At 65.8% G+C, this 20,494-nt stretch carries 20 protein-coding genes and 3 pseudogenes; 20 read left to right on the top strand and 3 right to left on the bottom strand.

Annotated elements, in window-relative coordinates; genetic code table 11:
* The first annotated feature begins 282 nt into the window (after window positions 1-282).
* The 3 genes from AC1DS6_RS02955 (at window position 283) to AC1DS6_RS02945 (ending at window position 5,212) form a co-directional block, all read left to right on the top strand.
* Window positions 283-1,266 (top strand): Bug family tripartite tricarboxylate transporter substrate binding protein, encoded by a 984-nt coding sequence (locus tag AC1DS6_RS02955; RefSeq protein WP_477101983.1) that lies wholly within the window; start codon window positions 283-285, stop codon window positions 1,264-1,266.
* A gap of 114 nt (window positions 1,267-1,380) precedes the next feature.
* Complete coding sequence (locus AC1DS6_RS02950; RefSeq protein WP_477101982.1) at window positions 1,381-3,492, top strand: hydantoinase/oxoprolinase family protein; 2,112 nt, start codon at window positions 1,381-1,383, stop codon at window positions 3,490-3,492.
* Window positions 3,482-5,212, top strand: a complete 1,731-nt coding sequence (locus AC1DS6_RS02945) for a hydantoinase B/oxoprolinase family protein (protein WP_477101981.1) — start codon at window positions 3,482-3,484, stop codon at window positions 5,210-5,212. Before AC1DS6_RS02950 ends, AC1DS6_RS02945 begins: the two co-directional genes overlap by 11 nt.
* A gap of 52 nt (window positions 5,213-5,264) precedes the next feature.
* Here AC1DS6_RS02945 and AC1DS6_RS02940 read toward each other — a convergent pair whose 3' ends face one another.
* Complete coding sequence (locus AC1DS6_RS02940; RefSeq protein WP_477101980.1) at window positions 5,265-6,173, bottom strand: LysR substrate-binding domain-containing protein; 909 nt, start codon at window positions 6,171-6,173, stop codon at window positions 5,265-5,267.
* A 199-nt stretch (window positions 6,174-6,372) separates the two neighbouring features.
* On the opposite strand from AC1DS6_RS02940, the gene AC1DS6_RS02935 reads away from it, so the two are divergent.
* The 9 genes from AC1DS6_RS02935 to AC1DS6_RS02895 all read left to right on the top strand — a co-directional run bounded on the left by AC1DS6_RS02935 (window position 6,373) and on the right by AC1DS6_RS02895 (window position 14,743).
* Window positions 6,373-7,404, top strand: coding sequence for an ABC transporter substrate-binding protein (locus AC1DS6_RS02935; RefSeq protein ID WP_477101979.1), 1,032 nt, complete (start codon window positions 6,373-6,375; stop codon window positions 7,402-7,404).
* Window positions 7,405-7,480: 76 nt separating this feature from the next.
* Complete coding sequence (locus AC1DS6_RS02930; protein ID WP_477101978.1) at window positions 7,481-8,548, top strand: ABC transporter ATP-binding protein; 1,068 nt, start codon at window positions 7,481-7,483, stop codon at window positions 8,546-8,548.
* A 130-nt stretch (window positions 8,549-8,678) separates the two neighbouring features.
* The gene (locus AC1DS6_RS02925; protein WP_235184830.1) at window positions 8,679-9,476 is read left to right on the top strand and encodes an ABC transporter permease; all 798 of its coding nucleotides are present in this window, start codon (window positions 8,679-8,681) and stop codon (window positions 9,474-9,476) included.
* 23 nt (window positions 9,477-9,499) lie between these two features.
* Window positions 9,500-10,294, top strand: coding sequence for an ABC transporter permease (locus AC1DS6_RS02920; protein ID WP_477101977.1), 795 nt, complete (start codon window positions 9,500-9,502; stop codon window positions 10,292-10,294).
* A 38-nt stretch (window positions 10,295-10,332) separates the two neighbouring features.
* Window positions 10,333-11,460 carry an NAD(P)/FAD-dependent oxidoreductase gene (locus AC1DS6_RS02915; protein WP_477101976.1) on the top strand — a complete coding sequence of 376 codons (1,128 nt, stop codon included), beginning with the start codon at window positions 10,333-10,335 and terminating at the stop codon, window positions 11,458-11,460.
* Window positions 11,450-11,806 carry a (2Fe-2S)-binding protein gene (locus AC1DS6_RS02910; RefSeq protein ID WP_477101975.1) on the top strand — a complete coding sequence of 119 codons (357 nt, stop codon included), beginning with the start codon at window positions 11,450-11,452 and terminating at the stop codon, window positions 11,804-11,806. Before AC1DS6_RS02915 ends, AC1DS6_RS02910 begins: the two co-directional genes overlap by 11 nt.
* The gene (locus tag AC1DS6_RS02905) at window positions 11,799-13,178 is read left to right on the top strand and encodes an FAD/NAD(P)-dependent oxidoreductase (protein WP_477101974.1); all 1,380 of its coding nucleotides are present in this window, start codon (window positions 11,799-11,801) and stop codon (window positions 13,176-13,178) included. Before AC1DS6_RS02910 ends, AC1DS6_RS02905 begins: the two co-directional genes overlap by 8 nt.
* Window positions 13,168-14,325 (top strand): NAD(P)/FAD-dependent oxidoreductase, encoded by a 1,158-nt coding sequence (locus AC1DS6_RS02900; RefSeq protein ID WP_477101973.1) that lies wholly within the window; start codon window positions 13,168-13,170, stop codon window positions 14,323-14,325. Before AC1DS6_RS02905 ends, AC1DS6_RS02900 begins: the two co-directional genes overlap by 11 nt.
* Before the next feature lie 64 nt (window positions 14,326-14,389).
* Window positions 14,390-14,743: a RidA family protein gene (locus tag AC1DS6_RS02895; protein ID WP_035858729.1), complete on the top strand. Its 354-nt coding sequence runs from the start codon at window positions 14,390-14,392 to the stop codon at window positions 14,741-14,743.
* A gap of 114 nt (window positions 14,744-14,857) precedes the next feature.
* On the opposite strand, the gene AC1DS6_RS02890 is transcribed toward AC1DS6_RS02895, so the two are convergent.
* Together AC1DS6_RS02890 and AC1DS6_RS02885 are read right to left on the bottom strand one after the other, a co-directional pair.
* Complete coding sequence (locus AC1DS6_RS02890; RefSeq protein WP_477101972.1) at window positions 14,858-15,550, bottom strand: IS6 family transposase; 693 nt, start codon at window positions 15,548-15,550, stop codon at window positions 14,858-14,860.
* Window positions 15,551-15,927: 377 nt separating this feature from the next.
* Window positions 15,928-16,094: pseudogene (locus AC1DS6_RS02885) on the bottom strand (cation transporter dimerization domain-containing protein); the annotation flags it as partial.
* A gap of 3 nt (window positions 16,095-16,097) precedes the next feature.
* Between AC1DS6_RS02885 and AC1DS6_RS02880 the strand changes: the two are divergent.
* The 8 genes and pseudogenes from AC1DS6_RS02880 to AC1DS6_RS02845 form a co-directional block, all read left to right on the top strand.
* Window positions 16,098-16,175: pseudogene (locus AC1DS6_RS02880) on the top strand (transposase); the annotation flags it as partial.
* Window positions 16,176-16,199: 24 nt separating this feature from the next.
* A pseudogene (locus AC1DS6_RS02875) lies at window positions 16,200-16,342 on the top strand (IS91 family transposase); the annotation flags it as partial.
* Window positions 16,343-17,030: 688 nt separating this feature from the next.
* A complete protein-coding gene (gene atpD / locus AC1DS6_RS02870) occupies window positions 17,031-18,464 on the top strand; it encodes a F0F1 ATP synthase subunit beta (RefSeq protein WP_477101971.1) in 1,434 nt (477 codons plus the stop codon).
* Window positions 18,439-18,849: a F0F1 ATP synthase subunit epsilon gene (locus AC1DS6_RS02865; protein ID WP_477101970.1), complete on the top strand. Its 411-nt coding sequence runs from the start codon at window positions 18,439-18,441 to the stop codon at window positions 18,847-18,849. Before atpD ends, AC1DS6_RS02865 begins: the two co-directional genes overlap by 26 nt.
* Window positions 18,846-19,193, top strand: a complete 348-nt coding sequence (locus tag AC1DS6_RS02860; RefSeq protein ID WP_477101969.1) for an AtpZ/AtpI family protein — start codon at window positions 18,846-18,848, stop codon at window positions 19,191-19,193. The genes AC1DS6_RS02865 and AC1DS6_RS02860 overlap by 4 nt, the downstream gene beginning before the upstream one ends.
* Window positions 19,180-19,506, top strand: coding sequence for an N-ATPase subunit AtpR (locus AC1DS6_RS02855; RefSeq protein WP_477101968.1), 327 nt, complete (start codon window positions 19,180-19,182; stop codon window positions 19,504-19,506). The genes AC1DS6_RS02860 and AC1DS6_RS02855 overlap by 14 nt, the downstream gene beginning before the upstream one ends.
* On the top strand, window positions 19,490-20,191 hold the full coding sequence (locus tag AC1DS6_RS02850) for a F0F1 ATP synthase subunit A (protein WP_477101967.1): 702 nt from the start codon (window positions 19,490-19,492) through the stop codon (window positions 20,189-20,191). The genes AC1DS6_RS02855 and AC1DS6_RS02850 overlap by 17 nt, the downstream gene beginning before the upstream one ends.
* 21 nt (window positions 20,192-20,212) lie before the next feature.
* Complete coding sequence (locus AC1DS6_RS02845) at window positions 20,213-20,494, top strand: F0F1 ATP synthase subunit C (RefSeq protein ID WP_150990106.1); 282 nt, start codon at window positions 20,213-20,215, stop codon at window positions 20,492-20,494.

Raw genomic sequence — 20,494 nt, 5'->3', positions numbered from 1 at the left:
TTAAGCGAGCGCCGTGCCAGCGTCAGAGGCTGTCAGTGGACATTGGCAGCCATGCCAGCGGCGGCGCGCAGTATTTGTCTGATGGATACCAGTATAAAGGTAACAGCATCGCATGGCGGCCGGCCGGCTGCCTAAGATGATGTCAACCGGCTTCGTCGCACCAGCCCCGATTCGACCCTGGCCATGTATCCGCGCACGGGGCTGGCTAGCCTGCCAGCCCGAAGCCAGTGAGTGCATGCAGGCAGTTGCGCTGCCAGTTTCCCCACTACGGAGAACTAAGTGATGCCTACCCTGAAGCACCTGTTGTCCTGCCTCCCCATCTTGTGTCCACTCCTGTTGGGCAGTACCAGTGCGCACGCGCAAGCCCCCTGGCCTGCCAAGGTGATCCGTCTGGTAGTGCCGTTTGCCGCTGGCGGCTCGACGGACCTGATTGCACGCAAGATCGCGGAGGATCTGGGGGAACGCGTCAAGGGCACCGTGGTGGTAGAGAACCGGCCCGGCGCGGGCGGCACGGTGGGCAGCGAGTTCGTAGCGCGCCAGCCAGCGGATGGCTACACCATCCTGATGGGTTCGGTGAGCACCCATGCGGTGGCACCCAGCCTGTTCGCCAAGCTGCCGTACGACCCGCTTAAAGACTTCACGCCGCTCACCATGGTCGCCACCATCCCCAACGTGCTCGTGGTGAACAACGCGGTGCCGGCCGGCAATATGAAAGAATTCGTGGGCCTGCTAAAGCGCGAGCCGGGCAAGTACGCCTTTGCCTCAAATGGCGAGGGCACCTCCAACCACCTGGCCTTCGAGTTGTTCAAGTCCACCGCGGGGGTATCGCTCACCCATGTGCCCTACAAGGGATCGGGCCCCGCCATGGCCGACCTGATCGGCGGACATGTCAACAGCATGATGGATGTGGTGATGACCTCCTACAGTTACATCAAGGGCGGCAAGCTCAAGCCCATCGCCGTGACGTCGCTCACGCGCTCGCCGATGCTGCCGCAGGTGCCCACTGTGGCGGAGTCCGGCTATCCGGGTTTCGAGGCCATTGTCTGGTTCGGCCTGTTCGGGCCGCCAAATATGCCGCCCGAGATCGCGGGCCGCCTGTCGCGCGAGCTGATGGCGGTCATGCACGACAAGAAGATGAGCGCCTACCTCACAGAGCAAGGCGCCCAGCCGTCAGGCATGTCCCCGGCGGAGTTCACCCAGTTCATCCGCGCCGATATGGCCAAATGGCACAAGGTGGCGGTAGCCGCAGGCATCAAGCCCGAATGAGATGCTGCCGGGCGGCCCTTGCCGCCCGGCGGGCAGCCAAAGCGCGCGTTCAACTCCTGATCTCCCAACATCCCGATTCTCCCCGTCCTCACCAGCGCAACCCAGGAACCCAACATGTACCGAATCGGTATCGACGTCGGCGGCACTTTCACCGACTTCACCATGATCGACGAGGCGGCCGGGGCCGTGCAGTTCCATAAGGTCCCCTCCACCCCGCACGACCCGTCCGAGGCCATCGAGCGCGGCATTGCCGAGTTGCTGCGCGACCACGGCGTGGCACCCGCCGATGTGGCGCACGTGGGCCATGGCACCACCGTGGCCACCAACCTCATCATCGAGCGCAAAGGCGCGGCGGTGGGCCTGATCACGACCCAGGGCTTTCGTGACATCCTGGAAATCGGCCGGCAGACCCGCCCTCACCTGTTCGACTACAGCGTGACCAAGCCGCCGGTGCTGGTGCCCCGCGCGCACCGCATCGAAGTACCTGAACGGCTGGATGCCCAGGGCCACGTCGTAACGCCACTGGACGAGGCGGCCGTGCGCCGCGCCGCGCAAGCCTTCCGCGCCGCCGGTCTGGAGGCAGTGACGATCTGCTTCCTGCATGCCTATCGCAACCCTGCGCACGAGCAGCGCGCCCGGGCCATTGTGGAAGACGTCATGCCCGGCGCGTATGTCAGCCTGTCGAGCGAAGTGTTGCCGGAATTCCGCGAGTACGAGCGCCTTTCCACCACCGTGCTGAACGCAGCCGTGGGCCCGCGCATGGCGCGTTACCTGGATCGCTTCATGGCACGCGTGGCCGAGCTGGGCATTGCCCAGCGGCCCCACACCATCCACTCCAACGGCGGCCTGATGTCGGCCGCCGCGGTGCGCCAGTATCCGGTGCGTACCTGCCTCTCCGGCCCCGCCGCCGGCGTGGTGGGCGCGGCCGCGGTAGGCGGCGTCATCGGCCGGCCCGACCTGGTCACCTTCGATGTCGGCGGCACCAGCACCGACGTCTCGCTGATCTCCGCGGGCCGGCCCCTGTTCACATCGAACCGCCAGGTGGCCGGCTATCCGGTCAAGACGCCGATGGTGGACATCCACGTGATCGGCGCGGGCGGCGGCAGCATTGCCTGGCGCGACGACGCCGGCTCGCTCAAGGTCGGCCCGCATAGCGCGGGGGCCGTGCCCGGGCCGGTGGGCTATGCGCGCGGCGGCACCGAGCCCACCATCACCGATGCGGAAATCACGCTGCAGCGCCTCAACCCGGTCGCGCTGCTCAAGGGCCGCATGCCGGTGGACCTGGCCGGTGCCCGCCGTGTGATTGCCGAGCAGGTAGCGGCGCCGCTGGGGATCCCGCTGGAAGACGCCGCCGAGGGCATCATCCGCATCGCCAACGCCAATATGAGCCGCGCCATCCGCGCCGTGTCCACCGAGCGCGGCTACGACCTGTCGCGGTTCGCGCTGTACGCCTATGGCGGTGCCGGTCCGCTGCACGCGGTGGAGGTGGCCGAGGAATGCGGCATTCCCGTGGTGATCGTGCCGCAAGAGCCTGGCACCATGTGTGCGCGCGGCATTCTGCTGACCGATATCTCGTTCGACTTCGTGCGCAGCGAGATCTCGCTGGCCGATGGCGCCGGCTGGGAAGGCGTGGTCAGTGCATTCACCCAGTTGCGCGGCGAGGCGCAGGCCTGGCTCGAGGCCGAGCATGTGGCGCCGGACAGCCAGCGCCTGCACTACGCTATCGACGCCCGCTACGATGGCCAGAACTTCGAGGTCCAGGTGCCGATGGAGGCCATCGACGGCGACAAGCTGGCGTCCTTCCTGGCGGCCTTCGAGGTCGAGCATGCGCGCGAGTACGGCTACCAGGTGCCGGGGCGCGCGGTGCAGATCATCAACTGCCGGGTGCAGGCGGTCGGCAAGGTCATCAAGGCCCCGCTCGCGCCGGCCCGCGCCGGCGGCACGCTGACGCAGGCGCTGCAGGGAGAACGCGAGGTCTACCACGGCCGCGCGCATGGCTGGCGCCTGACGCCGGTCTACGACCGAGACCAGCTTTGGGCGGGCCTGCGCATCGATGGCCCGGCAGTGATCGAGGAAATGAGCTCGACCACCGTGCTCGGCCCCACCCACCATGCCGAGGTCGACACCTATGGCAACCTCATCGTCACGGTAGCCGGCGGCCAGCGTGAGCCTGTCCCCACCATCAATGCAAGCCAGGAAACCCAGGAAGGCGAACATGTCCACTGAATCCACCCGCGCCGCAGCACCCAGCCAGGATGCACTCGCCGACCCTATCGAGATGGAAGTGTTCAGCAACCGGCTGCTGTCCATCACCGAGGACATGAACAATACGCTGGTGCGGGCCTCGTTCTCCACCAATATCAAGGAGCGCAAGGACTGCTCGGTGGCGCTGTTCGATGCCGCCGGGCGGCTAGTGGCCCAGGGCACGCAGATCCCGCTGCACCTAGGCTCGCTGAACGGCGCCATCGAGGCCGTACTGGCGCAGTTTCCCGCCTATACCATCCGCGACGGCGATGTCTTTATCTGCAATGACCCCTACTTGGCCAACGGCAGCCACCTGCCCGACATCAACATCGTCACGCCGGTATTCTGGGAAGGCACGCTGCGCTTCTTCACCGCTAATATCGCGCACCATTCCGATGTGGGCGGCGCGGTGCCGGGGTCCATCGCCGGCACGCTGCGCAGCATCTTCGAGGAAGGCGTGCGCATCCCGGCCTGCCGCATCGCGCGTAGTGGCGAGCTCAATGATGACCTGTTGCGCCTGGTCTGCAGCAATACCCGCGACCCCGAGGAGCGCATGCTGGACCTGCGCGTGCAGATGGCCACCAACGCGCGCGGCGCCGAGGCGGTGCGCGGGCTGCTGCGGCAGATGGGGCTCGAGGCGGTGCTCCGCTCGGTGGAAGACGTAATCCGCTATACCCGCCGCCGGCTGGCCAACCGCGTGGCCGAGCTGCGCGAGGGCAACTACACCTTCACCAGCTACCTGGACGACGACGGCATGGGTGGCGATCCGGTGCCCATCTGCGTTACCCTGACCGTGGCGGAAGGGAGGCTGCATTTCGACTTCACCGGCTCAGGCAAGCAGGCGCGCGGCGCCATGAACCTACCGATCAACGCCTTGCGCGCCACCGTGTACTACGCCGTCAAGGCGTTGCTGGACCCGGAACTCGTACCCAATGCCGGCATGTTCGACCCGATCACCATCAGCGCGCCGCGCGGCACCATCACCAATCCCGAGCCGCCCGCCGCGGTGGGTGCGCGCTCCATCACCGCCCAGAAGGTAGCGGGCGCCATCTTCGGCGCCTTCCGCGGCCTGCTGCCGGCGGAAAAGATCATGGCCTCGGGCAATGACTCATGCCCGGCCATCGTGTTCTCCGGGCGCCTGCGCCAGCGTGCAGGCGACTTTGTCTACCTGGAGACGATTGGCGGCGGCAGCGGCGCACGCTATGACGGCGACGGCATGGACGCGGTGCACGTGCATATGACCAACACGTCCAACCTACCGGTCGAAGCGCTGGAGAACGAGTATCCGCTGCGCATGGATGAGTACGCGATGATTGCCGACTCCGGCGGCGCCGGCCGCACGCGCGGGGGCTTGGGCATCGCCAAGCAGATCCGCGCGCTGGTGCCAGGCATTGTCTTTTCCGCGCGCTCGGACAGCCATACCGTAGGCGTGCCTGCTGGCGTGGACGGCGGACACGATGGCCGGCGCGCAAGGCTGGTACGGAACTCGGGCACGGCGCAGGAAAGCGAGCTGTTCTCCAAGACCGCCAATATCGCGCTGGAAGCCGGCGAAAGCGTGCGCATGGAGACGCCGGGCGGCGGCGGCTATGGCGATCCCGCGCAGCGTAGCGCGCAGGCGCTGGCGCAGGACCTGCGCGATGGCAAGGTGACGCCCGCCGCGGCGCGGGAAGCCTATCCCGGTTACGTCGACGCACAACCCTGAGGCACGAATGGGACACGCGGCGCAGTCGGACCTGCGCCGCGCGAGCCGAGCTTCATGCCACCACCAGGTGCGGTTCCAGCTGCGCGATCGCGAACGCGCGCGTGTGGGCGATAAACGATTTCAGCAATAGCGACGGCGGCCGCTGGGTTGAGAACAGCACGGAAAAATCCGTCGTCAACTGCGGTTCGAAGACGCGAAAGCAAATGCCGTTGCCGCGATACTCCAGCGCGGTGATCGGATCGATCAGCGCCACCCCCAGTCCCGCTTCCACGAACGCGCAGATGCTCCACGACACCTGCGTCTCCACCTGCAGCTGGCGCTCGATCCCATAGGAGGCGAACAGCGCATCAATCTGCAGGCGCGAATCCAGCGCGCGTGGATGCGATACGAATTTCTCCCCCGCCAGGTCGTGCGGCCGGATCACCGCTTCGCTGCATAGCCGATGCCCGACCGGCAGCGCGCACACCATCCGCGTGGAAATCAGCCGCTCACCATGCGTGCTGGGGTGGTTCATCGACAGGATCGCCAGCCCGACATCGCAGCGCTGCCCCACCACCATGTCCACCACGGTGCGGGATGAGTGCGTCAGCATGGAGATCTGCGTCTGACCGTGCTGCGTCAGGAACTCCGCGATGGCGCGCGGCAGGAAGGATAAGGCCAGCGCGGGCGCCGCGGCAATCTGCAACGAGCCGCGCTGCAACTCGCGGATGTCCTGCGCGGCCAGTGCGATGCGCTCCACCCCGACCAATGAGCGCTGCACTTCCTCATAGAGCACCTGCGCCTCGGCGGTCGGGTACAACCTGCCGCGCACACGTTCGAATAGCGCAAAGCCAACAGATTCTTCAAGGTCGGCAATGAGCCGGGTGGCGGCCGGCTGTGAGATATGCAGCATTTCTGCGGCGCGCGTCACCGTCTGGCAAAGCATGACGGCGCGGAAGGCTTCGAGTTGTCGGATCTTCATGTCTCAAGTCTATAACACCATGTTATGGATAAACCAAAAAAAAGAATTTTTCAAGCGTCGGCCGCCCCTCTAATCTATGCCAGGTAGCAATGATTCAAGCAGCTTATTGCCGAATTTTCTGTTGCGGTGCAACCATAACGTTTCTGCATTGATTTGGTGAGGCATCGCCCATTACTGGTGCACACGGAGGAAGGAAAAGATGAAGCAGCACATTGTGGCGGCGGCCATCCTGGCGGCATTCTCGGCATCGGCGGCCGTGGCGCAGCAGCCCACCTTGTATGTAGGCTCCTACGGTGGCTCGACCGAGAAACTGTTCAAGGAAAAGATCATCCCGGCCTTCGAGGCAAAGGAGAAGGTCAAGGTGGTGTACGTGTCCGGCAACTCCACCGACACGCTGGCCAAGCTGCAGGCCCAGAAGGGCAAGCAGGAGCTGGACGTGGTCCTGCTCGATGATGGTCCCATGTACCAGGCAGTGCAGTTCGGCTTCTGCGACACGCTGAAGGATGCGCCGGTGTACAAGGATCTGTATCCGCTTGCCCGCCTCACGGACAAGGCCACCGCCGTGGGCGTGGTGGCCACCGGCCTGGCCTACAACACCGAAGCCTTCAAGAAGGCGGGGCTGCCAAAGCCCGATTCCTGGGAAGCGCTGGCGGACAAGAAGCTGAAGCAGAAGATCGCCATCCCGCCCATCAGCAATACCTACGGCCTGCAAACGCTGGTGATGTTCGCCAAGCTGCGCAAGGGCAGCGAGCAGAGCATCGATCCCGGCTTCACCGCACTGACCAAGGAAGTGGGGCCCAACGTGCTGGCCTGGGAACCGTCGCCCGGCAAGATGACCGAACTCTTCCAGAATGGCGATATCTCGCTGGCCGTGTGGGGCAGCGGCCGCGTGCAGAGCCTGAAGGATACCGGCTTCCCGGTGGAGTTCGTCTACCCGAAGGAAGGCGCTCCCGCCTTGATGATCGCGGCCTGCCCGGTGGTGCAAAGCGATGTGCCCGCGCAGGCGCAGGCGCTGGTCCAATACCTGTTGACACCAGATGTGCAAGCCATGCTGGCGGACTCGCAGGGCTGGGGCCCGGTCAATGCCAAGACCGCGCTCGATGCCAAGGTATCGGCCAAGGTGCCCTATGGCAAGGCGCAGATCGACAAGCTGCTGCCGACCAACTGGACGCTCGTCAACGACAAGCGCGCCGAGTGGACCAACCGGTGGAACCGCACCGTGGAACGCTGAAACAGCGCCCTTTCCCGCAATTGCCACGATAGACGGAGCCTCTTGCGGGGGGCGCCGCGCCAACCACGAAAAGACCATGACGTTCCTCACCCTCAACAGTCTCGCAAAGGCCTATGGCGGCTTCCACGCCGTCGAAAACCTGAGCCTGGAAGTCAAGCGCGGCGAGTTCCTCTCCCTGCTTGGTCCATCCGGCTGCGGTAAGACGACCACCCTGCAGATGATCGCCGGCTTTGTGGAACCCACGCGTGGCAGCATCCTGCTCGATGGCCGGGACATCACCGCCCTGCGCCCGGAAAAACGTGGCATGGGCGTGGTGTTCCAGAGCTATGCGCTGTTCCCGCACATGACAGTAGCTGCCAATATCGGCTTTGGACTGGAGATGCGCGGCGTGGCCGGCGCCGATCGCAGCCGGCGCATTGACGAGACACTTGAGCTGGTGCGCCTTGGCGGCCTTGGCAAGCGCTATCCGCGAGAGCTGTCCGGCGGCCAACGCCAGCGCGTGGCGATCGCCCGCGCGCTGGCCATCCGGCCCGAGGTGCTGCTGCTCGACGAGCCGATGTCCAATCTCGATGCCAAGCTGCGCGAGGACATGCATATCGAGCTGCGGGCCATCCAGCGCCACCTCGGCATCACAACCATCCTGGTGACACACGACCAGGTCGAGGCCATGACCATGAGCGACCGCATCGCCGTGATGCATGGCGGGCACATCGTGCAGCTGGCCGCGCCGTTCGAGGCTTATGAACGACCGCAGTCCGCCTTTGCTTCCGGCTTCCTCGGGAAGACCAATGCCATCCGCGGCGTGGTGGAAAAGACCAATCCGCGCTGCTGCGAGGTGCGCCTGGGCGGTACGCTCGCGCATGTACCGCATGAAGGCCGCGAGGTTGGCAAGGACGTGCATGTCTATGTGCGGCCCGAGAAGATCCGCCTGGAACCGGCGGATGCCGGCGGCATCCCCGCCACGGTGCAGACGCGCCTGTTCCTCGGCAACCACTGGATGCTGGAAGTGCAAAGCGCGCTAGGGCTGCTGCGCGTCAGCCAGCCCAATCATGGCACCGCGCCACCCGAAGAGGGTTCGACGGTCAGCGTGCTGTGGTCGGACGATGACCTGCGCGTACTGACGGCGGAGCAACATCATGGCTGACACGACCGTCTCCACCCTGACCTCCGGCGCACCGGCCTTGCCCGCCAAGGCAGCCACCGCCAGCAACGATGCGCATACCGGCTCGGCGCCCTGGCTACTGTCGGCACCCGCGCTGCTGTTATTCGCCGCCATGCTGCTGGTGCCGCTGGCGCTTACCGCACTGCTGTCGTTCCATGTCTTCGACGGCACGCGTGGCGTGCTGCCCGACCTGACCGTGGCCAACTACCTGGAGGTACTGGGCGACAGCTACTACCACGAGATCTTCCTGCGCACAGCGGGCCTTGCACTGGCGGTAACCTTGCTGACCGTCGTCCTTGGCGTGCCCGAGACCATCATCCTGGCACGCATGCAGAGTCCTTGGCGCGCGTTGTTCCTAATCGTGATCCTGGGCCCGCTGCTGATCTCGGTGGTGGTGCGCACGCTTGGCTGGGCCATCCTGCTGGGCAACAACGGGCTGATCAACGAGGCCCTGCAATGGATGGGCATTGTCGACGAGCCGGTCAAGCTTGTCTTTACCATGACCGGCGTGGTGATCGCGCTCACCCACGTGTTGATCCCCTTCATGGTGATTTCCGTATGGGCCGCGCTGCAAAAACTCGACCCGCAGGTCGAGAACGCTGGCCTGGCCTTTGGGGCGTCGCCTTTCACCGTGTTCCGCCGCATCATCCTGCCGCAGATCCTGCCGGGCATCCTGTCCGGCGGCATCATCGTGTTCGCCCTGGCGGCATCGGCCTTCGCCACGCCGGCCATCCTGGGCGGGCGCCGTCTCAAGGTGGTGGCCACCGCAGCTTATGACGAGTTCCTCAACACGCTGAACTGGCCGCTCGGCGCGACTATCGCCGTGCTGCTGCTGATCGCCAACGTGATCATCATCGTGGGCTGCAACCGGCTGGTTGAGCGGCGTTTCCGCCAGGTGTTCGAAGGCTGAAGAGAGAACAAGAGAAGAAAATCATGCGCAAGAACGGACTGTTTTCCCTGCTCTACCACAGCCTCTTCATCGCCTTCATCGTGGCACCGCTGCTGGTGGTGGTGGCGGTCTCATTCACTGGCAAGGGCTATATCTCCCTGCCAACAGACGGCCTCTCGCTGCGCTGGTTCCGCGCCATTGGTGACGCCCACGAGATTGTCGACGCGTTCTGGCTGTCGCTATGGCTGGGGCTGGCTTCGGCCACCATCGCGGTGGCGCTGGCCGTACCGGGCGCGCTGGCGCTAACTCGCTATCGCTTTCCGGGGCGCGGCGTGCTGATGGGTTTTTTCATGTCGCCGCTGATGATCCCGCACGTAGTGCTTGGCGTGGCCTTCCTGCGCTTCTTCACCACGGTGGGTGTGAGCGGCTCGTTCTTCTGGCTGGCGCTGACGCACGTGGTGGTGGTGATGCCTTATGCGCTGCGCCTGGTACTGGCCGCCGCCACCGGACTGGACCACGACGCGGAACGGGCGGCGCTGTCGCTCGGCGCGAGCCGCTTCACGGCGTTCCGGCGGGTGGTGCTGCCACTGATCCTGCCGGGCGTGGCGGGTGGCTGGATGCTGGCCTTTATCCAGAGCTTCGACGAACTCACCATGACCGTGTTCGTCGCCACACCGGGCACCACCACGCTGCCGGTGGCCATGTACAACCAGATTGCCCAGACCATCGATCCGCTGGTGGCCTCGGTGTCCACGGTGCTGATCGTCGGCACACTGGTGCTGATGGTGCTGCTGGACCGCGTCGTCGGGCTCGACCGCGTGCTGATCGGAAAGAACTGAACGCCCGCGCCAGGCGTGTTTCGCAACCCACTCTCATCATGACCACAAGCGATCTTATTGTCATCGGCGGCGGCCTGGTCGGCACCGCCATCGCCTACGGCGCAGCCCGCAGCGGCGTGCGCGTGACCGTGCTGGACGAAGGCGACGATGCCTTCCGTGCCTCGCGCGGCAACTTCGGCCTGGTCTGGGTCCAGGGCAAGGGCTACGGCATGGCGCCCTATGCCAGCTGGACCATGGGCTCGGCGCGGCGATGGCCTGCGCTGGCCGCCGCGCTGCTGGAAGATACAGGCATCGATGTGCAACTCAAACAGCCTGGCGGTTTCCACCTTTGCTTTTCCGCCGAGGAGATGCAGACGCGCGAGGCGCGGCTGCAACGCATTCGCGACGACCTTGGCGGCGACTATCCGTTCGAGATGCTGGACCACGACATGCTGGGCGCGCGCCTGCCCGGCATCGGACCGGACGTGGCCGGCGCCAGCTACACGCCGATGGACGGCCACGCGAATCCTCTCAAGCTGCTACGTGCCTTGCACACGGCATGCCAGCAGCGTGGCGTACGGATACTGCCCCGCCACGGCGTAGGACAGATCGCACGCGATGGCGCGGGCTTTGTCGTGGAAGCCGGCGGTACGCGCTTTGCGGCGCCCCGCATTGTGCTGGCATCCGGCCTGGGCAATCGCGCGCTGGCCGGGCAGATCGGGCTGCATGCTCCGGTGGCGCCCAACCGCGGCCAGGTCCTGATCGGAGAGCGGGCCTCGCACTTCCTCGATCATCCCACCACCTATGTGCGGCAAACCGACGAGGGCACCATCCAGCTAGGCGACTCGATGGAAGACGTCGGGTTCGATGACGGCACAACGGTGGACGTGCTCGGCGCGATCGCCAGTCGCGGCGTGCGCAGTTTTCCCGCGCTGGCCAGTCTCAAGCTGGTGCGCGCCTGGGGTGCGCTGCGCGTGATGACCCCAGACGGTTTCCCGATCTACCAAGAGAGCGCCGCTTGCCCCGGCGCCTTTGTCACCACTTGCCACAGCGGCGTCACGCTAGCCGCCGCCCATGTCTTTCATGTAGCGCCGTGGGTCAGCGGCGGCGCCAGACCCGAGGGCATTGACGTATTCACCGGCGACCGCTTCCTCAATACCAACCAGGTTTTCCATCATGCCCACTGAAGCCCTGTTCCGCCCGCTTGCCAACGGCGCCGTCATGGTGACGATCGAATTCAACGGCCAGCCCCTGCGTGTGCCCTCCGGGCGCAGCGTGGCTGCCGCGCTGCTGGCCGGCGGCGTGACGCCCTTGCGCACCACCCCGGTCAGCGGTGCCCCGCGCGCGCCCTACTGCATGATGGGTGTGTGCTTCGAATGCCTGATGGAGATCGAGGGCCAGCCAAGCCGTCAGGCTTGCCTGGTGCAGGTGCGCGAAGGCATGACCGTGCGCAGCCAGCATGGCGCGCGCGACCTTGAGTTTGAGTTCGCAGCGCCGGTGGCCGCAACCGAGAAGGAGGCCGACCATGCCTGAGCAGCAATTCGATATTGCCATCATCGGCGCCGGGCCGGCCGGCATGGGCGCTGCCGTAGCTGCCGCCGCCCACGGCGCGCGCGTGGTGCTGCTGGACGAGCAGGAGGCCCCTGGCGGCCAGATCTATCGTGCCATCACGGCAGCCACGCCGGAGCGGCTGCGCATCCTCGGGCCGGACTACGCGGCCGGCGCCGCCCTGGCCGAGGCCTTCGCCGCCAGCGGCGCACAGCACATCACCGGCGCGGCGGTGTGGCAGGTCACGCGCGAGCGTGTCGTGCATTACCTGCGCGATGGCGGCGTGGCGAGCCTCCAGGCCGGGCAGGTCATCCTATGCACCGGAGCCATGGAGCGGCCCTTCCCGATTCCGGGCTGGACTCTGCCCGGCGTGATGACCGCGGGCGCAGCGCAAATCCTCCTCAAGAGTGCCGACCTCGCGCCCGTCGAGCCGGTGGTGCTGGCCGGGTGTGGCCCGCTGCTCTACCTGCTGGGGTGGCAGTATGTGCGCGCCGGGGTGCCGATCCGCGCCATCGTCGACACCACCGATGGCGCCGACTACCGCCGCGCGCTATCGCACCTGGGCGGCGCGCTGGCGGGCTGGCGCTACCTGAAAAAGGGCCTGGCGCTGATGCGCACGCTCAGGAAGAACGGCGTGCCCTTCTACAAAGGCGCCACCGGCCTGGCAGTCGAGGGCGACGATGCGGTGCGCGCGCTGCGCTTCACCAGCGGCGGGCGCGAACAGCGCATCGAGACCCGTACCGTGCTCCTCCACCAGGGCGTGGTACCCAATACGCAGTTCACCTGGGCGCTGCGTGCCGCGCATCGGTGGGACGATGTCCAATTGTGCTGGCAGCCGCAGGCGGACGAATGGGGTGCGCTCGACATTCCCGGCATCTATATCGCCGGCGATGGGCGCGGCATCGGCGGTGCGCTGGCAGCACGCCTGCAAGGCGAGCTGGCCGGGCTGGCCGCCGCGCATGCGGCAGGCCGCCTGGACGCCGCCGGGCGCGACCGCCACGCCGCGCCCGCCCTCGCGGCGCTGCGCTCGCACCTGCAGATCCGCCCCTTCCTCGATGCGCTGTATCGCCCCAAGGCCGCCAATCGCGTGCCGGCGGATGGGGTCGTCGTGTGTCGCTGCGAAGAGGTCACGGCCGGCGAGATCCGTGCGTTTGTCGAACTCGGCTGCGGTGGTCCCAACCAGACCAAGTCCTTCGGCCGTTGCGGCATGGGCCCGTGCCAGGGCCGGCTCTGCGGGCTGACCGTAACGGAGATCATCGCGCAGGCACGCGGCGTGCCGCCGCAGGAAGTGGGCTACTACCGCATCCGCCCGCCCATCAAGCCGATCACCCTTGGCGAGCTTGCCCGTGAAGCCTGATGCCAAACTAGGGGCTGATGTCATCGTCATCGGCGGTGGCCTGCAGGGGACTTCCAGCGCGCTGCAACTGGCGCGACGCGGCCTGCGGGTGACGCTGCTCGAAGCGGAATACTGCGGCCGGCACGCTTCCGGGGTGAATGCCGGTGGGGTCCGCACGCTGGGCCGGCATATGGCCGAGATCCCGCTCGCACTAGCCGCGCGCAAACTGTGGCACCGCCTGGCCGAGCTGACAGGCGACGATGCCGATTTCGTACCGAGCGGCCAGCTCAAGGTGGCGGAGAGCGAGGCCGAGCTGGAAGTGCTGCGTGGCCGCGTGGCGCAGTTGCAGGCGCTGGGATTCACGCACGAGGCGCTGGTGGACGCCCGCACCGTGCGCGAACTGGTGCCATCCATCGCGCCCCATGTCACCGGCGCGATCTGGGCGCACGAAGATGGCCATGCCCTGCCCTACCGCGCCGTGACGGGCTTCCGGCGCGCGGCCGAGCGTGCCGGCGTGGCGATCCACGAAGGCACGCCGGCGCTGCAGGTGGAGCGCACGGGAAACCACTGGCTAGTCCGCACCAAGCGCGGCACCTTCAGCGCCAGCCATCTCGTCAACACGGCGGGGGCATGGGCCGGCGAATTTGCGGCACAGGTCGGCGAGCCGGTGCCGGTGCAGGCCGGCGGCCTGATGCTGATGATCACTTACCGTGTTGCGCCTTTCGTCAAACCGGTATTGGGCGCCACTGGCCGGGCCCTGTCGTTCAAGCAGTTCGCCAACGGCACTGTGCTGATCGGTGGCGGACTGCGCTGCGAGGCGGATGCGAAAGCCCGCCACGGCGAAGTCGACATGCTCAAGCTGGCGACCAGCGCACAGACCGTTACCGCGCTGTTCCCCCACCTCGGCCCGCTTGCGATCAACCGCGCCTGGGCGGGCGTGGAAGCCTTCATGCCGGACGATATCCCCGTCATCAGCCGCAGCCGCACAGCGCCCGACCTGGTGCATGCATTCGGATTTTCCGCGCATGGATTTGAGCTGGGCCCCATCGTAGGCCAGATCGTTGCCGAACTGGTCACCGAGGGGCATGCCTCACTCCCTGTCGAAGCCTTCGCCATCGATCGCTTTGGCAAACCCCAGGGCACGCAGGCTGCAACCCAGCGCGATTAGGCCAATACCGTCTTCATCACCCTCCACCACACCACCCTCAACCAACCACCAACAGGAATCGCACATGAGCCAGATCCAGCGCTATCAATCCACCAAACGCCTGTCCCGCCTGGTCGTCCACAACGACATCGTCTACGTAGCCGGCGTCACCGCCGGGGACACCACCGCCGACATCGCCGGCCAGACCCGCGACGTGCTCGCGAAGATCGACGGCTATCTGGCCAGCGTCGGCGCCGACAAAGAGAAGCTGCTGTCGGTGCAGATCTGGCTGAAGGACATCGCCCGCGACTTTGACGGCATGAATGCCGCCTGGGAGGAATGGATCCCCGAGCACGCTGTCCCCACCCGCGCGACGTGCGAGGCCAAGCTGGCACGCCCCGAACTGCTGGTCGAAATCATCGTGACGGCGGCGCTCTAACCCAGGGGCGGGTGCATGGGCCGCCAGGCGCACATGCAAGAGGCGCTAACCGGGACGCTGGTTTTGTCGCAATAAGAGAGATCAGTCGACAAAAAACCGGCGGTGATGGTTGGCTTATGCGGCCAGGGAATAGAATTGCTGTGCTGCGGACGCAGTGGCCCCACCGGAACACTGCATCTGCCTCTTGGCGACCATATGCATCAACTCGATGCCGCCAAGGAGAATCCGCGCGCAGCGAAAAGCTTTGAAGCCAAGCATCGGTCGGGCGATGCGTTTGATCGCCCGATGGTCCTGCTCGACGATGTTGTTCAGGTACTTGGCCTGGCGTATGACGATGGGAGTTTCCCGTTCGGCATTGATGTCGCCCAGTGCCGCCAGGTTGGCCGGGCTGCCGTCGATGGTCACCGAATCGGGTTCGCCGTTGTGGTCGACGGACTTCTCGAAAAAGCGCCGTGCCGCAGCCTTGTCGCGCTGGGCGCGTAGCAGGAAGTCAATGGTATTGCCGGCCCTGTCCACCGCCCGATACAAATATTTCCACTGACCGCGTACCAGGATGTAGGTCTCGTCCACGCGCCAGCTTTTTCCCACAGGGCGCTTGCGACGACGAAACACCTTGTGCAGCGCCGGCAGTAGCTTGAGCGCCCAGCGATGGACGGTTGAGTGATCGACTGAGATACCACGCTCGGCCATCATCTGCTCCAGATGGCGCAGGCTCAGCGGATAAGCGACGTACCAACGCACGCAGGTCAGCATCACGTCCAGCGGGTAGTGCAGACGCTTCAATACATTTGCAACTTCGGGGTTCATGACCGTTGCCCACACGTGCTGAATTCGACACCGGTACATTCTACCGGAGGCTTACTGCGACAAAGCCTTCGCTGGCGTCACACCAATAAGCGCGCCGCTTCCGCCAAGGATGCGGCGCGCTTTTCGCATGTGGCCTTGCATCACCTAATCGCCGAAGGGGCATGATGAGGCACGCGGCAGAGCAAACAGCCCTGCTCTCCGAGCCAGCTCGACTGGTGGCGAGCGGCCAGAAATACGGGAAGAAGCCGCCAGCGATGAAGGCCCGTGGCCCCCTTGGACGATACTCCGACCAACGAACAGAACAGACCGTGCAACCCTTGCCGCAAGCCAGGGCGCCTGCTGAAGTCGACCTCCCCAACTCTTGCACGCTCTCTCGCCGCGTTAATCTCAAGATGTACGTCAACCAGAACCAGGTCCCCCATCTTGCGAGTTTCAAGGTCGTGCAGCCCCCCAAAACGCCCGGTACGTTCAGCATCGCGCTCCGAATCGCTTCGACGCTCTCCTCATCGACTGCGCGGCCCATCAGAACATGCAGTGCGTCCCAGGCATCGACTTCATCACGATCCTGCATACCTTTTGGGGGCAGAACCTGAAGCGCCATCCGCACGTGCATTGCGCGGCCCCCGAAGAGACTTCCCGCGAAATGGACAACTACCGTGACCGTTACCAGCGACTCACTGGCAGGTCGTTATGCGATTGCCCGTCTGCGCCAACGACCACATGGTATGCATTGAAAAGCTCCTGCTGGGTGCACTTCCGCGTGTACCACCCCGCAGCCACGATGTTCACTGATCCGTTGGCATTACCCTCGACCACGTTTCCATCCATTCCTGCTGGCAACGAGCCCGGGCTTGCGCCATCCAGTCCTTTCCGGATGCAAATGTTCCGGAAGCTGCCCAATTTATCTCGGCATGTCGACGCTCGCGCCGCCATCGCACGATAACCATTCGTCACTTCATCGTAGTCCCGTGAGGTTTGCGCATGTGGCGTGTGCGGATCATCGCGGCGACCCTTCAATGCCAATAGACTCTACCGCACCATGGAACGATTTAGCACAAACGGTCTTTTAGTTACCGGTCGCCGCCGGCTTTCCCCAATCGCTGTTCATACGCACGCGGCCGCGACCGCTAACCCGAAAACCCTTGGCCGACCCGAGCGCGTCGTCCCACGGCATGAACGAAGGTGCGTCCGCCAATCTTCCACGCACCATGTCTTGCTTCAGGGCCACGCATGCCCTAAGTTGACATGTATCAACTTTTCCCGGCCGCGGAGGCGCATATTGTGCATTGCCGCACGACGGCGCGCGGCGCCTGGCGTGGGCATCATGGTGAAATCGACAGCAAGGGCACGGGCGGCTTGAGGAAGATCGCATGACCGGAGCAAGCAAAGGAGCAGTGGCGCATCGCCGGACGGCCATGCCGGCACGATTGGGGGCCACGTGCCCGCATGGACCGGTTCCGCCCGCACAAGGTGGCCGCCGGTGAGCCCGAGCCGGGGCGTGGTTGCCGCAGTGCGAGGCAGCGTCGTCGACGTGCGCTTTGAGGCAGGGCTGCCGCCGATTCGCACCTTGCTGCATACCGGCTTGGATGGCCGGATCGCCATCGAAGTCCTGGCGCAGCGCGATGCGCAGCATGTGCGCTGCATCGCGCTGACCTCCACCCAGGGGCTGGCGCGAGGCATGGCGGTGCAGGACACCGGTGGGCCATTGCAGGCGCCGGTGGGCGCCAGCATCCTGTCGCGCATGTTCGACGTGTTCGGCCAGCCCATCGACCGGCTGCCGGCACCGCAGCATATCCAGTGGCGCTCGGTGCACCGGGCGCCGCCGCCCTTGTCCCAGCGCTCCACGCAATCGATGGTATTCGAGACCGGCATCAAGGCTATCGACGTGCTGCTGCCGCTGGAAACCGGAGGCAAGGCAGGCCTGTTTGGCGGCGCGGGCGTCGGCAAGACGGTGCTACTCACCGAACTGATCCACAATATGATCGGGCATCACCGGGGCGTGAGTATCTTCTGCGGCATCGGCGAGCGCTGCCGCGAGGGCGAGGAGCTTTACCACGACATGCGCGAGGCAGGCGTCCTGCAGGACATGGTCATGGTCTTCGGCCAGATGAACGAGCCGCCCGGCGCGCGCTTCCGGGTTGGCCATGCGGCGCTGACGATGGCCGAGTACTTCCGCGACGATGAGCACCGCGACGTCCTGCTGCTGATCGACAATATCTTCCGCTTTATCCAGGCCGGATCGGAGGTGTCGGGCCTGATGGGGCAGATGCCGTCGCGGCTGGGCTACCAGCCGACCATGGGCACGGAACTGTCCGGGCTGGAGGAGCGCATTGCCAACACCGACACCGGCGCCATCACCTCGATCCAGGCGGTGTACGTGCCTGCGGACGATTTCACCGACCCGGCGGCGGTGCATACCTTCTCGCACCTGTCGGCGTCCATCGTGTTGTCGCGCAAGCGCGCGAGCGAGGGCCTCTACCCGGCAGTCGACCCGCTGCAATCGAATTCCAGGATGGCCACGCCCGGCATCGTCGGCGCGCACCACTATCGACTGGCGCAGGATATCCGGCGCACGCTGGCGCAGTACGCGGAACTCAAGGACATCATCGCCATGCTGGGGCTGGAGCAGCTCTCGCCCGCCGACCGCGACGTCGTCGCCCGGGCCCGCCGCCTGGAGCGTTTCCTGACCCAGCCGTTCTTCACCACGGAACAGTTCACCGGCATCAAGGGCAGAACGGTCAGCCTGGCGGATTCGCTCGACGGGTGCGAGCGAATCCTGCGTGACGAGTTCAGGGACTACCCCGAAAGCGCGCTCTACATGATCGGGCCGATAGCCGAAGCGAGGGGCAAGCCCGCGCCCGTGGCGCCAAGACCAGCAGAGGAGAGCCATGCCGCCGGATCGCATGCTTCTTGAAATACTGCTGCCCTTCCGGATCTTCCTGAGCAAGCGCGATGTGTCGCGCATCGTGGCGGAGACCGCCGGGGGGGCGTTCGGCATGCTGCCGCATCGCCTCGATTGCGTCGCGGCGCTCGCGCCCGGCATCCTGACCTTCGAAACGCCGGCCGATGGCGAAGTGTTTATCGCGGTCGATGAGGGCGTGCTGGTCAAGACGGGCCTCGATGTGCGCGTGTCGGTGCGCCGCGCCATGGCCGGCGCCGACCTGGCTACGCTGCGCGACACCGTGGAGCGTGAGTTCCTGGCCCAGGACGAACAGGCGCGCAGCCTGCGCAAGGTCATGGCCAAGCTGGAGACGGGCTTTCTTTCCCGCTTCGTCAAGCTTCACAAGACTTCGCCATGATCGAGCCACCGCCCGGCGGAGCGCCGAAGCCCGAGCCCACGCTGGCAGGCAAAGTGGGCGCCAAGGCGCAGCGCAAGCTCAGGGCGCGGCGCCAGGGCGTGCCGGGGGTCTGGTTCGGGCTGGGCATGATGGGGCTGGTCGGCTGGTCGGTGGTGGTGCCGACGCTGCTCGGCGCGGCGCTCGGCATCTGGCTGGACAAGCACCATCCAGGCCGGCACTCGTGGACCTTGGCGCTGCTGGTGGCCGGCCTGGTGCTCGGCTGCTTCAATGCGTGGCACTGGGTCGCCAAGGAGGACCGCGCCATGCGGCAGGACGAGGAGGAGAAAGACGATGCGGATACATGACGTGGCGGCATTGCTGCTTGCGGCCCTCGCAGGCGGCGCACTCGGTGGCTTCTTTTTCGGCGGCCTGTGGTGGACGGTCCGCCGGACGCTTTCATCCGGGCAGTCGGCCCTGTGGCTGCTGGGCAGCCTGGTGCTGCGCATGGGCGTCACGCTGCTCGGCTTCTACGCCGTCGGCGCAGGGCAATGGGAGCGGATGGCTGCCTGCCTGGCTGGCTTTGCAGTCGCGCGCCTGGCGGTGACATGGATGACGGGGCGATGGGCTGACCGCCAAACGCCGGCGCCTCGGGAGACGGGCCATGCGCCTCAGCCCTGACCAGTGGATCTTCTGGCAGCACGGCTTCGTCAAGCTCAACGGCACGATCCTCTTCACCTGGGTGCTGATGGGCGTGCTGACCCTGGGCTCCTGGCTGGTCACGCGCCGGCTCTCATCCGGCCACCGCCGCTCGCGCTGGCAGAATTTGCTTGAAATCATCGTGACCGGGATCGAGCAGCAGATCACGGAAGTCGGCCTTCGCCAGCCGCGCAAGTACCTCGGTTTCCTGGGCACCCTGTTCCTGTTCGTCGCCGCGGCAAGCCTCTTCACCATCGTTCCCGGCTACGAGCCGCCCACCGGATCGCTGTCGACCACGCTGGCGCTGGCGTTGTGCGTGTTCGTGGCGGTGCCGCTGTACGGCATCCGCGACCAGGGGCTGCGCGGCTACCTGAAGTCCTACCTAGAGCCGACCGTGATGATGCTGCCGTTCAACATCATCAGCGAACTGTCGCGCACGCTGGCGCTGGCCGTCCGCCTGTTCGGCAATATGATGAGCGGGGCGATGATCATCGCCATCCTGCTGACGATCACGCCGTTCCTGTTTCCCATCGTGATGACCGCGCTCGGCCTGCTTACGGGCATGGTGCAGGCCTATATCTTCAGCATCCTGGCCGCGGTATATCTTGCCGCGGCCACGCATAGCGGCAAGGCGGAGCCAGGCCTGCCGATCAAAAAGACACCCTGAGCCCGACCAAGGAACCATACCATGGACAGCCTGACAATCATCGCGGTGGCATCGATCGCCATGGCCGGCCTCTGTACGGGCTTCGGCTGCATGGGGCCCGCGCTCGCGGAAGGCCGGGCGGTAGCGACGGCGCTGACGTCGCTGGCGCAGCAGCCCGATGCATCGGCCACGATCACGCGCACGCTCTTCGTCGGCCTGGCGATGATCGAGTCGACGGCAATCTACTGCTTTGTCGTCTCGATGATCCTGATCTTTGCCAACCCCTTCTGGAACGCCGCCATCGCCCGCGCGGTGGCCAGGTAA

The sequence above is a fragment of the Cupriavidus sp. 05L310 genome, assembly GCF_056398185.1.
This window is presented reverse-complemented; position numbering and strand designations above follow the sequence as displayed.

Coding starts and splice junctions, on each gene's coding strand:
- AC1DS6_RS02955 (WP_477101983.1), top strand. CDS start 283: ATGCCTACCCTGAAGCACCTGTTGTCCTGCCTCCCCATCTTGTGTCCA.
- AC1DS6_RS02950 (WP_477101982.1), top strand. CDS start 1,381: ATGTACCGAATCGGTATCGACGTCGGCGGCACTTTCACCGACTTCACC.
- AC1DS6_RS02945 (WP_477101981.1), top strand. CDS start 3,482: ATGTCCACTGAATCCACCCGCGCCGCAGCACCCAGCCAGGATGCACTC.
- AC1DS6_RS02940 (WP_477101980.1), bottom strand. CDS start 6,173: ATGAAGATCCGACAACTCGAAGCCTTCCGCGCCGTCATGCTTTGCCAG.
- AC1DS6_RS02935 (WP_477101979.1), top strand. CDS start 6,373: ATGAAGCAGCACATTGTGGCGGCGGCCATCCTGGCGGCATTCTCGGCA.
- AC1DS6_RS02930 (WP_477101978.1), top strand. CDS start 7,481: ATGACGTTCCTCACCCTCAACAGTCTCGCAAAGGCCTATGGCGGCTTC.
- AC1DS6_RS02925 (WP_235184830.1), top strand. CDS start 8,679: ATGCTGCTGGTGCCGCTGGCGCTTACCGCACTGCTGTCGTTCCATGTC.
- AC1DS6_RS02920 (WP_477101977.1), top strand. CDS start 9,500: ATGCGCAAGAACGGACTGTTTTCCCTGCTCTACCACAGCCTCTTCATC.
- AC1DS6_RS02915 (WP_477101976.1), top strand. CDS start 10,333: ATGACCACAAGCGATCTTATTGTCATCGGCGGCGGCCTGGTCGGCACC.
- AC1DS6_RS02910 (WP_477101975.1), top strand. CDS start 11,450: ATGCCCACTGAAGCCCTGTTCCGCCCGCTTGCCAACGGCGCCGTCATG.
- AC1DS6_RS02905 (WP_477101974.1), top strand. CDS start 11,799: ATGCCTGAGCAGCAATTCGATATTGCCATCATCGGCGCCGGGCCGGCC.
- AC1DS6_RS02895 (WP_035858729.1), top strand. CDS start 14,390: ATGAGCCAGATCCAGCGCTATCAATCCACCAAACGCCTGTCCCGCCTG.
- AC1DS6_RS02890 (WP_477101972.1), bottom strand. CDS start 15,550: ATGAACCCCGAAGTTGCAAATGTATTGAAGCGTCTGCACTACCCGCTG.
- AC1DS6_RS02865 (WP_477101970.1), top strand. CDS start 18,439: ATGCCGCCGGATCGCATGCTTCTTGAAATACTGCTGCCCTTCCGGATC.
- AC1DS6_RS02860 (WP_477101969.1), top strand. CDS start 18,846: ATGATCGAGCCACCGCCCGGCGGAGCGCCGAAGCCCGAGCCCACGCTG.
- AC1DS6_RS02855 (WP_477101968.1), top strand. CDS start 19,180: ATGCGGATACATGACGTGGCGGCATTGCTGCTTGCGGCCCTCGCAGGC.
- AC1DS6_RS02850 (WP_477101967.1), top strand. CDS start 19,490: ATGCGCCTCAGCCCTGACCAGTGGATCTTCTGGCAGCACGGCTTCGTC.
- AC1DS6_RS02845 (WP_150990106.1), top strand. CDS start 20,213: ATGGACAGCCTGACAATCATCGCGGTGGCATCGATCGCCATGGCCGGC.